12 protein-coding genes are annotated in these 11,658 nt (G+C 38.2%); 8 read left to right on the top strand and 4 right to left on the bottom strand.

The genetic code is table 11. The features are described 5' to 3' along the window. Window positions 1–81: 81 nt before the first annotated feature. The gene (gene pdhR, locus WNY98_RS06870) at window positions 82–831 is read right to left on the bottom strand and encodes a pyruvate dehydrogenase complex transcriptional repressor PdhR (RefSeq protein WP_008170672.1); all 750 of its coding nucleotides are present in this window, start codon (window positions 829–831) and stop codon (window positions 82–84) included. Between the two features lie 861 nt (window positions 832–1,692). On the opposite strand from pdhR, the gene WNY98_RS06865 reads away from it, so the two are divergent. Further along, entirely contained in the window at window positions 1,693–2,145 is a 453-nt protein-coding gene (locus WNY98_RS06865) for a transposase (protein WP_278380352.1), read from the top strand. Window positions 2,146–2,488: 343 nt separating this feature from the next. Here WNY98_RS06865 and ampE read toward each other — a convergent pair whose 3' ends face one another. Then, window positions 2,489–3,340 (bottom strand): beta-lactamase regulator AmpE, encoded by an 852-nt coding sequence (gene ampE / locus WNY98_RS06860; protein ID WP_342877474.1) that lies wholly within the window; start codon window positions 3,338–3,340, stop codon window positions 2,489–2,491. Between the two features lie 13 nt (window positions 3,341–3,353). Then, window positions 3,354–3,908 carry a 1,6-anhydro-N-acetylmuramyl-L-alanine amidase AmpD gene (ampD, locus tag WNY98_RS06855; RefSeq protein WP_342877473.1) on the bottom strand — a complete coding sequence of 185 codons (555 nt, stop codon included), beginning with the start codon at window positions 3,906–3,908 and terminating at the stop codon, window positions 3,354–3,356. Between the two features lie 327 nt (window positions 3,909–4,235). Here ampD and nadC point away from each other — a divergent pair, with 327 nt between their 5' ends. The 7 genes from nadC (at window position 4,236) to yacG (ending at window position 11,091) form a co-directional block, all read left to right on the top strand. Then, window positions 4,236–5,087 carry a carboxylating nicotinate-nucleotide diphosphorylase gene (nadC, locus tag WNY98_RS06850; RefSeq protein ID WP_342877472.1) on the top strand — a complete coding sequence of 284 codons (852 nt, stop codon included), beginning with the start codon at window positions 4,236–4,238 and terminating at the stop codon, window positions 5,085–5,087. Window positions 5,088–5,570: 483 nt separating this feature from the next. Further along, on the top strand, window positions 5,571–6,017 hold the full coding sequence (locus WNY98_RS06845; RefSeq protein WP_342877471.1) for a prepilin-type N-terminal cleavage/methylation domain-containing protein: 447 nt from the start codon (window positions 5,571–5,573) through the stop codon (window positions 6,015–6,017). A gap of 47 nt (window positions 6,018–6,064) precedes the next feature. After that, window positions 6,065–7,285 (top strand): type II secretion system F family protein, encoded by a 1,221-nt coding sequence (locus WNY98_RS06840; protein WP_342877470.1) that lies wholly within the window; start codon window positions 6,065–6,067, stop codon window positions 7,283–7,285. 121 nt (window positions 7,286–7,406) lie between these two features. After that, window positions 7,407–8,300 (top strand): A24 family peptidase, encoded by an 894-nt coding sequence (locus WNY98_RS06835; RefSeq protein WP_342877469.1) that lies wholly within the window; start codon window positions 7,407–7,409, stop codon window positions 8,298–8,300. Between the two features lies 1 nt (window position 8,301). Next, on the top strand, window positions 8,302–8,943 hold the full coding sequence (gene coaE / locus WNY98_RS06830; protein WP_342877468.1) for a dephospho-CoA kinase: 642 nt from the start codon (window positions 8,302–8,304) through the stop codon (window positions 8,941–8,943). 126 nt (window positions 8,944–9,069) lie between these two features. Next, window positions 9,070–10,746 carry a type IV-A pilus assembly ATPase PilB gene (pilB, locus tag WNY98_RS06825; RefSeq protein WP_076925029.1) on the top strand — a complete coding sequence of 559 codons (1,677 nt, stop codon included), beginning with the start codon at window positions 9,070–9,072 and terminating at the stop codon, window positions 10,744–10,746. 114 nt (window positions 10,747–10,860) lie between these two features. Continuing rightward, entirely contained in the window at window positions 10,861–11,091 is a 231-nt protein-coding gene (yacG, locus tag WNY98_RS06820; RefSeq protein ID WP_076925028.1) for a DNA gyrase inhibitor YacG, read from the top strand. Window positions 11,092–11,165: 74 nt separating this feature from the next. Here the strand turns inward: yacG and WNY98_RS06815 are convergent, their stop codons facing one another. Further along, complete coding sequence (locus WNY98_RS06815; protein ID WP_342877467.1) at window positions 11,166–11,654, bottom strand: Spy/CpxP family protein refolding chaperone; 489 nt, start codon at window positions 11,652–11,654, stop codon at window positions 11,166–11,168. Window positions 11,655–11,658 lie beyond the last annotated feature (4 nt).

Genomic DNA, 11,658 nt, shown 5'->3' with positions numbered 1-11,658 from the left:
TCCTTATGTTTAAAATACGAATATTGTTAATTTAATATCACAGCTACTTAATTTGTGTGTTCAAAGTAGTTATGTACTAACTTAATTTTGTTTAGTGCGTCTTAAACTACGTTCAATTCGCGAATGTTCTTTGCCTGCTTCAAGTAGTGCTTCTTCAATAAACGCTAAGTGCGCATTACTTGCTAAACGGGCTTGTTCTGGATTACCGTCAATAACGGCATCCATTAATAAACGCCTGTGCTCGGCTAACTGACTGCTAATATCTGACTTTTTTAATAAAACAGTTAAATTTTGCAATACATTTTGCTCAAGCAGCGCTTTCATGCCTCTTACTAAATGCAGTAAAACCACATTATGCGAGGCTTCTGCCACGCTAAAGTGAAATGCATTAATTGCTTTTGCTTTTTGCTGTAAATCATCATTAACGAGGGCAATTTTATCAAAGCTTTCTTTCACTTTACTAAAATCGTTGCTGGTTCCGCGCAGTGCCGCGTAGTAAGCAGCAATCCCTTCTAATGCATGACGAAATTCAAGTAAATCAAACTGCGACTCAGGGTGTTTACTAATCAAATCAAAAAGTGGATCAGTAAGCCCTTCTTCGAGCTGATTTTTTACAAACGTGCCGCCACCTTGGCGACGCGTAACTAAACCTTTCGCTTCTAATTTTTGAATTGCCTCACGCAGTGACGGGCGAGACACTTCAAATTGCTTTGCTAGTTCACGCTCTGGTGGCAACTTTTCACCTGGTGCTAACGAGCCTTCAAGAATCATATTCTCGAGTTGCTGTAAAATAACATCAGATAACTTTGCTGCTTTGATCTTTAAAGACATGAATCAACGTCCGCGTTGTATAAATACCAAGAGCCCATAAAGCGGGGCTTTGAGTAGTATGATTTACCCAAAAGGTAAATTGGTCATACCAAAATTTTTCAATACGGTATCAAAAACCTTATTAGCTGTCAATTTACAGGTAATTTGAGCAATTAAAGTAGCGTAACGCATTTTGAACGAAGATTAAACAATGCGCAATTTACAAAAATTGTTATAACGTTAATAGGATGAAAACAATTGGTCTGACCAGAAAAATAGAGTGTTAACTCTAGTTGAATTTATTAAAGAAATTAACAACAGGATAAAAGTAAACCACAATGCGCGATATAAAACTGCGACTACGCAATATCGTAGCAGCGGGTTTACCCCGCGACCATTAGCCAAGCAATCAACTAAACGTAAAACACAATGCGCGATGTAAAATCGCGACTACGCAATATCGTAGCAGCGGGTTTACACCGCGACTATTATGCAAAAAACCTCCCAACCGAAAAACATATGTGGGATATAAAATCGCGACTACGCAATATCGTAGCAGCGGGTTTATCCCGCGACTATTGTGCAAGCAATTACCTAAACGTAAAACACAATGCGCGATGTAAAATCGCGACTACGCAATATCGTAGCAGCGGGTTTGCCCCGCGACATTTAGCAACTAATCTCCCAACCGAGAAACACAATGCGCGATATAAAATCGCGACTACACAATATCGTAGCAGCGGGTTTATCCCGCGACATTTAGCAACTAATCTCCCAACCGAGAAACACAATGCGCCATATAAAATCGCGACTACGCAAATTTATAAAAATTGCATATGCTTTAAATTCGTGGGTCTGTGATTGCTAAAATACAGGTATGTTATGCATCGTTCATATTTATTACGAAAGGGAAGAGTATCAAAAGCAAACCACTATTATGCTATAACACTGGTTTGTCATGAGCGAAATAACCTACTCACAAGCTTAATAATTAATAGAGCTATTATCAATGAAATGAGGAAATTAGAAAGAGAGCAACTGATTAAATCAAATACTTTCGTGATAATGCCAAACCATATTCATTGGTTACTACAATTATCCGATAGCGCAACATTAAGCGAGGTAATTAGAAGCTTCAAAGGACGCTCAGCCACGGTGTATAGACAATTTGGCAGACAAAAGCTTTGGCAAAAAGGGTTTTATGATCACTTAATAAGAAATACCGAAGACTTAAATAGATGCGCTAGATACATAGTCGCAAACCCTTTGCGTGCAAATTTAATAGAAAATATTGCAGACTACCCATATTGGGATAGTATTTATCTAAACTCGTAGCAGCGGGTTTACCCCGCGACATTTAGCAACTAATCGCCCAACCAAAACACACAAATGCGCGATATAAAATCGCAACTACGCAATATCGTAGCAGCGGGTTTATCCCGCGACATTTAGCAACTAATCTCCTAACTAAAAAAACACAATGCGCGATGTAAAATCGCGACTACACAATATCGTAGCAGCGGGTTTACCCCGCGACATTTGGCAACTAATCTCCTAACCAAAAAACACGATGCGCGATATAAAATCGCGACTACGCAATCGTAGCAATGGGTTTACCCCGCGACATTTGGCAACTAATCGCCCAACCGAAAACACAATGCGCGATATAAAATCGCGACTACGATAGTCCGCCAAATAATGTAAGTAGCGCTATAAGTACTAAGTAAAATAATACATTGCGCTTAACAAGCTTAATCATACAAGTGGCTTCGTAGGTACAGCCGTAATAACGCTTTTCAACTTGCTCTGCAGCAAGTGCAGTACATGTTACTACTTCTCGGTTTGGAGATTTAAAGTTAAGCACGTAACGTAGCCAACAACTGGTGCCTTTATTAAAGTTACCTATTACTAAATAACCAAAGCTGGTAATACGTGCAGGTAACCAGTCGAGCCAGAACAGTAATTTATGTATAAGTTTAAAACGCTTAGCAAATATTACTTTATGATCTTCTCGTACTAAATCAGCTAAAGTACGTACCAGTGCATATAAAACCGCACCTGGAGCACCTAAAACAACAAACCAAAAAATAACCGCACAGTAAAATCTAAAATTTACCCACGCCAATGTTTGCCCAAAGGTTTCACCACCATCGATGTCATCAGTACGCTTTTGACCAATTTGCAGTGCATATAAAGATGCAGCAGTACCGTCATCTCGCGTTAACGCATTTAAGTACGACTTATATAAAGCACGCTGCTTAGCACAACCAAAGCAAACCAAAAGCACCGCGATATTAATGCCCAACTGCCACAATACAAAATCTGACAAACAATAAATTAGTGCCACCGCAATCACCGGAAGCAAAAGCCAAATTAAAAAGCCCGGTGCTGAGCTAAATAAGCCCTTATCACTAAGTAATTTATTAGAGCGATTTAAATAACCATTTGCGTAATAACTTATCTGCCAGTAATTAGACCGAGCGCCTAAGCGCTCTAGTATTAATGCAATTATTATAGAAACTAAAATCATGGGAATAACTCTCTTAACTTAGTTGTTCAAGCATATTAAAAAACAATGGCCAATTAAAGCTACTACCAGGATCGGTTTTACGCCCTGGAGCAATATCGCAATGCCCAACAATACGCGAAGAGGTAATTTTTGGATAGCGCTGCATTATAGATTTACTAATAATAGTTAATGTTTTGTACTGTTCTAAAGAATATGGTGCGATGTCGGTACCTTCAAGTTCAATACCAATACTAAAGTTATTACACGCAGGCGCGTCCTCAAACTCAGATTGGCCTGCATGCCAAGCACGCCTTTCAAAAGGTACATATTGTATAGCCTCACCGGTGCGCTTTATAAAACAATGGGCCGATACACGTAAATTCTTTAAGTCACTAAAACTTGGATGAGCATTACAGTCAATGCTACCCATAAATAAGTCATCAACGAAAGGTGTACCAAACTGCCCTGCTGGCAATGATATATTGTGAATCACCAATAAAGAAATATCAGCCTCATCAGGGCGCTCATCAAAATGCGAACAAGGCCGCTGCGCTACCGTACTTAAAACACCATTTAAATCTATTTTCATGATACGTTTATTATATAAACACCAAGAGATACATAGTACTGATGCTAAAGGATTTATTAGAAAAATGATAGTAACAAGCGAGGTATAAAACCTCACATACAAATAATTCAAACCCACCCGTAGGTACGAATTTACGTCCGCCAATGTAACGTAACTTTCGAAATTAAAAGCGAGGTATAAAACCTCACCTACAAATAACTCAAACCCACACGTAGATACTAATTTACTATACGCACTTATCTTTATATTGGTGAAAAGGCAATCGCTTCTCTTTCTTTTATAAACATAGTAAAATTTGCTTAATTTATTAACGCTTATGAGCATCCTATGTCTATTTCGCACTCCCTCATTACTCAACTAGTCACTCTTGCACTTGACGAAGATTTAAATTATCAAACCGCGCAAGAAGGCGATATTACCGCGCAGCTTATCCCTCAGAGCGAGCAAGCCAACGCAAAAGTAATCACTCGCGAAGACTGCATTTTTTGTGGAAAAGACATCATCCTTGAAGTATTCAAACAAGTAGACCCAAGCGTTAAGGTTAATGTACTTATAAATGATGGCGACGCAGTTAAAGCAAACAGCACATTATTTACCGCTATTGGTTCAGCTCGTTCAATATTAACTGCCGAACGTACTGCACTTAACTTTGTGCAAACGTTATCAGGCACTGCAACTACTACAGCGCGTTACGTAAAAGAGCTAAGCGGCACAACTACGCAACTACTCGACACACGCAAAACCATACCTGGCTTGCGAGCACTTCAAAAATACGCGGTAAAATGTGGTGGGGGTGCAAACCATCGTATTGGATTATTTGACGCTTTTTTAATTAAAGAAAATCATATAGCGGCTTGTGGCACAATAAACAAAGCCGTAGCTCAAGCTAAACAAAACCACCCAAACAAACCTGTCGAAGTAGAAGTAGAATCACTCCCTGAACTTAAGCAAGCAATTGAAGCTGGCGCCGACATAATTATGCTAGACAACTTTAGCGTAGAGCAAATTAAGCAAGCTGTAATTTTAACCAACAAACGCGCCAAACTAGAGGTTTCAGGCAATATGACCCTAGAAACGCTCAAAACTTATTCACAAGCAGGCGTCGATTTTATATCAAGCGGAGCATTAACAAAAAACTTACAATCAATCGATTTATCGATGCGTTTTGAGCAATTTTAAAGCAATAATGGGTAATTAATACCGCTAATTAATTGACAAGTTAAGTAAAAAAGCATTAAATAACCCAAAAGGCTTACTTTGTAACAAATTGTTAAATTAAATCGCTTTTTTATAATAAGATACGTGCTAAATACTAAAATAAAATGGTAGACTAATTCTGTTGTACTATTTTATTTAAAAAGATAGTCATAAATAACTAGTGCCTTTATTTTTTAAAGACATAATTAAAAACTAAAGCAACTAAACTACTTACTTTATGCCTATACTATTTGTTGCTACAACATGTAGTGCACTTAGTAAACTTTTATAATTAGTACTAAACATAATGAATTCACATTCGGCTTTTGTGTTTCATACTCTAAAGCTAAAGTGTAATAAAATTAATTTTAAGTAAAACTGTAAAGTAAATCAGTTAAATTAAGTGAGGCATTTTGCCGCTTAAGTGATTTAAGTTACAAAAATCTATCCTTTAGGAGAGGAAACATGAAAACAATGACTCAAAAACAACAGGGTTTCACCCTAATTGAATTAATGATTGTAGTAGCAATCATCGGTATTCTTGCTGCAGTAGCATTACCAGCTTACCAAGATTACACATTAAAGGCGCGTTTTGCTGAAGTAAAAACCTCTGCAGCTTCGGTAAAAACAACTATGGCACAATGTTTACAAGAAAATAATAATATCATAACAGCTTGTGATACTTTTGATGATCTTGGTATAGCTGCACCTGCTGCTAATGACAACTTATCATCAGTCGCAATCGCTGCAACAACAGGCGTAATTACTGCAACTGGAACAGATAGTGCTGGCGCGTACACCTACACTTTGACACCACCAGTAATCGCAGCTGGCGATCCACCTCCATCAACTTTTGTATTTACAGTTGGTGGTACATGTTCTTCGCAAACAAGAATACCTAACCTTTGTTAATAAACAATTTATAAAAGGGCTGTTTAGCCCTTTTTATTTGATGAATTATGAAAAAAACAAATAAGCTAGATACATTCCAATGGATAGGTGTAAGCGCTCGAGGTAAGCGCCTTGAAGGTGAACTAGCGGGTTCTAGTATGGCCTTGGTGAAAGCCCAATTACGTAAGCAAGGCATAACACCATCTAAAGTTAAGCGTAAAGCAAAACCCCTGTTTGGCTTAGAAAGCGTTCAAAAAATAACCCCTAAAGACATATCCTTAGTTACTCGTCAAATTGCCACCATGCTGATGGCGGGCGTTCCGTTAATACAGTCAATCGAAATGATTGGTTCTGGTTCTACTAATAAAAGTATTAGTAAATTAATGGGAACTATTGCCGATGAAGTTAAAGCCGGCCAAACTCTTAATTCAGCACTAAGAAAGCATCCCCGCTATTTTGATGATTTATATTGTGACTTAGTTGCATCTGGTGAACAATCAGGATCTCTTGATAAAATATTCGACCGTGTAGCTTTATACAAAGAAAAGTCTGAAGCACTCAAATCAAAAATAAAAAAAGCAATGTTTTATCCGATTGCTGTTTTAGTGGTCGCACTAATAGTTACCTCTATCCTTTTAATATTTGTTGTACCTCAATTTCAAGATATTTTTAATGGCTTTGGTGCTGAACTCCCTGCTTTTACTTTATTTGTAATTGGCATATCTGAATTTATGCAAGAATATTGGTGGATGATACTAATAGCCATAGTCGCTTTCGGTTATGCTTTTAAAGAAGCAAAGTTAAAAAGTTTAAAACTCAGGGATGCGACCGACAGAGCCATACTAAAACTCCCTGTTATTGGTATGATTTTAAATAAAGCAGCAGTTGCTCGCTATGCACGAACGCTTTCGACCACTTTTGCCGCTGGTGTGCCGCTGGTTGATGCACTTGACTCTGCTGCAGGCGCTTCAGGTAATGCAGTTTATCGCTACGCCATTTTAGACATAAAACTCGAGGTTAGCTCTGGTAATCAGATGAACTGGGCAATGCGTAACTCAAAAATATTCCCTGATATGGTAATACAAATGGTGGCGATTGGTGAAGAATCTGGCTCACTAGATGGCATGCTTGCTAAAGTAGCTACTATTTATGAGCAAGAAGTTGATGATGCAGTAGATGGCCTTTCAAGCCTACTTGAGCCACTTATTATGGCTGTACTAGGTGTACTTGTTGGTGGCTTGATTGTTGCGATGTACTTACCTATTTTCCAATTGGGCTCTGTGATTTAATCCCTTTGGAAAAATATAAGCAACCTTGCGATTTTAAAGGGCCGCACATGTAGCAGCGATTTTATATCGCGTCCTCTTAAATGGTATGATTAAAAAAGAATTTTTAGTTTTAGGTAAATAAATGCAAAGTATTATAGAAATAATGCAAAGCCGACTATGGTTTTATTTAACCACCGTTGGCTTAATTAGTTTATGTATTGGTAGCTTTTTAAATGTAGTTATTTATCGCTTACCGTTGATGATGCAACGTGACTGGCAAAGCGAATGCAGGCTACTGTTAGAGGATGAACTTACAGCTAATAAATCTAAACAAGCCAATAACAATGAGCCTTTTAACTTAGTAACACCCAATTCTACCTGCCCAAAATGTAAAACTGCCATTAAACCTTGGCAGAATATTCCTATTATTAGTTGGTTAGCACTTAAAGGTAAATGCGCAAGTTGTAGTAACCCTATTTCGGCCCGATACCCTGCTGTAGAGCTAATTACTGCCCTATTAAGTTTAACTGTTGCCTATAGCTTTGGTGCGACCGAGCAAGCCCTTTTATATATTTTTGTAACGTGGATTTTAGTAGCGCTAACCTTTATTGATATTGACCACATGTTATTGCCAGATCAACTTACACTTCCGCTTGTATGGCTTGCACTTATTGCCTCTGTAATGGGTTACACAATTACGCCTACTAATGCCATTATTGGTGCGGCTTGTGGCTATTTAAGCTTGTGGAGTGTGTTTTGGTTATTTAAGTTACTAACCGGTAAAGAAGGTATGGGCTATGGCGATTTTAAATTGCTTGCAGTATTTGGCGCTTTGCTTGGCTGGCAGTCATTACTTACAATTATTCTGCTTTCGAGCGTAGTAGGTGCCATTATTGGTATTGCACTATTGAGCATACAAGATAAAGACAAAGCGACCCCCATCCCTTTTGGGCCTTATTTAGCGATAGCTGGTTGGATCACCATGCTTTGGGGCAACCAAATTCAAGGCGCTTATTTTAATTTAATTGGTTATTAAAATGAGAGAGCAAATTACTAGAGTTAATAGCTGGGTACTAGGTTTAACTGGTGGTATTGGCTGTGGTAAAACAGCCGTAAGCAATATGTTTAAAGATCTTGGTATTACAATTGTTGATGCCGATATAATTGCGCGTGAAGTAGTACTTCCAAATAGCAAAGGGCTAAAAGAGATTACCCAACACTTTGGTGAACATATTTTATTGCCCGATGGCACATTAAATAGAGCAGCGCTGCGCGCAAAAATATTTACTAACAACAATGATAAAGAATGGCTTAATGCGTTGATACACCCTCTTATACGGATAAAAATACTAAACGATTTAAATAATGCAACTAGCCCTTATGTTGTTTTAGTAGCGCCTTTATTGTTTGAAAACAACCTTGATAAATATTGCGACCATACCTTACTTATTGACGTACCAACCTCTGTACAAGTAGCGCGAACAGCAAAACGTGACAGCACAAGCGTTGAGCAAGTTAAAAGTATTATTGCCTCGCAAATGTCACGTGCCGATAAACAGCAAAAAGCGGATGATATTTTAAATAACGACCGTAGTTTAAACCTAGTGCATATAGAACTTGTTGATCTACATAAAAAGTACCTACAATATGCATTACACAACAAAACTAACTCACTTTAACACTGTCCTAACTCACACAAACTCGTATTTTAGTTAGTAAAATCACAACAAAGAATGAAAGGTGATGTAATCCCCTTCTTTTTTCTGATAAATTGCTTACTATTGAAGGAATAAAACAGGTGCGCAATGAATATTAACTCACCGTTATTGAGAAAATTTATAACCCTTGGCCGCATTGATGCCGACACGGTTAAAAACAAACAAAATGAATTTGCCTCAACAGCTGAGCTTATTTCTAAATGTGGAAAAATCGATAGTAAAGATTTAGCTGAACAATGTATTGATTTGTTTCGCGTACCTTATTTTGATTTAAAAGATTTTGATCCTACAAGAATCCCGGCCGATCTCGTAAAAGAAAAACTCATACGTAAACATCACATTTTACCGCTTGTTCAAAAAGATCGAAAAGTTTATATAGCAGCATCAGACCCAACAGATTACGGCGCATTCGAAAACTTTGAGTTTAGTACCGGTCTCTCATGCGAAATTGTTGTTGTTGATTATATTCAACTCGATAACAAAATTGAGCAGTTGCTAGATGCCACTGGCAGCTTAAATCTAACTGATGACGAGTTTCAGGAATTTGCTGATTTAGATTCAGAAAGCCAAAGAGATACAGCACCACAAGATGACGATAAAGATGATGCGCCTATCATCGTTTACATCAACAAAATTTTAATGGATGCCATTAAAAAAGGCGCCTCTGATTTACACTTTGAACCGTATGAGCACAAGTACCGTATTCGTTTTCGTATTGACGGCATTTTGCATGAAGTGGCAAGCCCACCTAATACATTAGCAACCAAGCTTTCTGCGCGTATTAAGGTTATGTCGCGACTCGATATTGCCGAAAAGCGCAAACCACAAGATGGTCGTATAAAACTAAAAATTACTGAACGCAAAAGTATCGACTTTCGTGTAAGTACCATGCCTACCTTGTGGGGTGAAAAAATAGTAATGCGTATCCTTGATTCATCAAGCGCTATGTTAGGCATTGATGTATTAGGCTATGAGCCTGAGCAGAAAAAGCTCTATATGGATGCGCTTGCCCAGCCTCAAGGGATGATATTGGTAACAGGGCCAACGGGTTCTGGTAAAACAGTATCGCTATACACAGGTTTAAATATATTAAATCAGCCAGAGCGCAATATTAGTACTGCGGAAGATCCGGTTGAGATTAACCTTGAAGGTGTAAACCAAGTACAAATTAATATTAAAGCCGATATGACTTTTGCCAACGCATTGCGTGCATTTTTACGTCAAGATCCTGATGTAGTTATGGTAGGTGAAATACGTGACCTAGAAACCGCAGAAATATCAATAAAAGCGGCGCAAACAGGTCACTTGGTTTTATCAACATTGCATACAAACTCAGCACCAGAAACAATCACCCGTTTATTAAATATGGGTGTGCCGGCTTATAACGTAGCAAGTTCGATCAGCTTAATAATAGCCCAACGTTTAGCACGTCGTTTGTGCCCCAAGTGTAAAACGCCGGAACAACTTCCGAGTGAAGAACTGACTCGCCAGGGGTTTAGTTCCGAGCAAATTGAAGAAATGACATTATATACACCTAAAGGGTGTGATAGCTGTACCGATGGTTATAAAGGCCGAGTGGGTATTTACGAAGTAATGCAAATTACCCCTGAAATTGCCCAAATTATTATGCGCGGTGGTAACTCGCTTGAAATAGCAGACGTATCACTTAAAGCCGGTTTTAATAATTTACGTTTATCAGGTTTACGCAAAGCAGCCGATGGTCTTACATCCCTTGCTGAAATTAATCGCGTGACTAATTTTTAAAGGTCCATAGTAAAAGTGACAAGGTTCTGAACACTAAACTCAGAGCCTTACTTATACCTAGAGACTCATATCTAAGTAATGTAAAATGCAGAAAAAGATTGTAAAGAGTAAATTATGCCTACTGTTGTAAACTGCCCGACCTGCAAAACTAAAGTTGAATGGTCAGAGCAAAGCCCATTTCGCCCTTTTTGCTCCAAGCGCTGTCAGCTAATTGATTTGGGTGAATGGTCGTTTGAAAATAATAAAATTTCTGCGCCAATCACCTCAGCAGAAGAGTTTAGCCAAGACATGATTGAAGATATTGAAGCTATGCTGGCTAAAAATGAAGATGACTTTTTTAAATAAACGCTGAACTTTTCATTTAAAAGCACAAAAGCCAGCGCGATGCTGGCTTTTTAGTGTTCAATATAATTGAACGATTAGTCTTTTTGCTTACGATGCTTTTTATTCATACGCTTTTGCATTTTAGCAAACTTCTCTTTTTGCTCAGCGTTAAGAACTTGCATTACTTGGTGCTGCGTTTTTAGTTTGATTAAACCAAATTGCTCACCTTTTTCGCGGCGTTCGCTTAATAGCTCTTTAGCTGCATTTTCGTCAAATGTTGCCGCCGAAAGTAACGTATCCATTTTTGCTTTGTGCGTTTCACGCATTGCTTTACGGGCTTCTTTATCGTCGCCGCGTAATGCTTTCATTTGTGTTTTTTGTGCTTCAAAAATAGCTTTTAGCTTAGTTTGCTGTTCATCTGTTAGGCTTAATTTTTCAACGCCGCGATCAGAAAGTAAAAAACGAGCTTGAGAATGGCCTTGCTTATGCCCGTCGCCTTTAGCTAATACGCTACCAGCGCCAAGAGTTGCTGTTGCTAAGCCACAAATAAGTACTAATTTTGATAGTGTGTTTACTTTAGTCATAATC

This window comes from Pseudoalteromonas sp. AS71, from assembly GCF_038900275.1.
Classification (GTDB): Bacteria; Pseudomonadota; Gammaproteobacteria; order Enterobacterales; family Alteromonadaceae; genus Pseudoalteromonas.
The sequence above is the reverse complement of the archived record's forward strand: the minus strand, read 5'-3'. Positions and strand labels throughout refer to the sequence as shown.

Excerpts from the sequence above, each read along its gene's own strand:
- nadC (WP_342877472.1), top strand. The coding sequence starts at position 4,236 with ATGTCTATTTCGCACTCCCTCATTACTCAACTAGTCACTCTTGCACTT.
- WNY98_RS06835 (WP_342877469.1), top strand. The coding sequence starts at position 7,407 with ATGCAAAGTATTATAGAAATAATGCAAAGCCGACTATGGTTTTATTTA.
- ampE (WP_342877474.1), bottom strand. The coding sequence starts at position 3,340 with ATGATTTTAGTTTCTATAATAATTGCATTAATACTAGAGCGCTTAGGC.
- pdhR (WP_008170672.1), bottom strand. The coding sequence starts at position 831 with ATGTCTTTAAAGATCAAAGCAGCAAAGTTATCTGATGTTATTTTACAG.
- WNY98_RS06845 (WP_342877471.1), top strand. The coding sequence starts at position 5,571 with ATGAAAACAATGACTCAAAAACAACAGGGTTTCACCCTAATTGAATTA.
- WNY98_RS06865 (WP_278380352.1), top strand. The coding sequence starts at position 1,693 with ATGCATCGTTCATATTTATTACGAAAGGGAAGAGTATCAAAAGCAAAC.
- yacG (WP_076925028.1), top strand. The coding sequence starts at position 10,861 with ATGCCTACTGTTGTAAACTGCCCGACCTGCAAAACTAAAGTTGAATGG.
- WNY98_RS06815 (WP_342877467.1), bottom strand. The coding sequence starts at position 11,654 with ATGACTAAAGTAAACACACTATCAAAATTAGTACTTATTTGTGGCTTA.
- ampD (WP_342877473.1), bottom strand. The coding sequence starts at position 3,908 with ATGAAAATAGATTTAAATGGTGTTTTAAGTACGGTAGCGCAGCGGCCT.
- pilB (WP_076925029.1), top strand. The coding sequence starts at position 9,070 with ATGAATATTAACTCACCGTTATTGAGAAAATTTATAACCCTTGGCCGC.
- coaE (WP_342877468.1), top strand. The coding sequence starts at position 8,302 with ATGAGAGAGCAAATTACTAGAGTTAATAGCTGGGTACTAGGTTTAACT.
- WNY98_RS06840 (WP_342877470.1), top strand. The coding sequence starts at position 6,065 with ATGAAAAAAACAAATAAGCTAGATACATTCCAATGGATAGGTGTAAGC.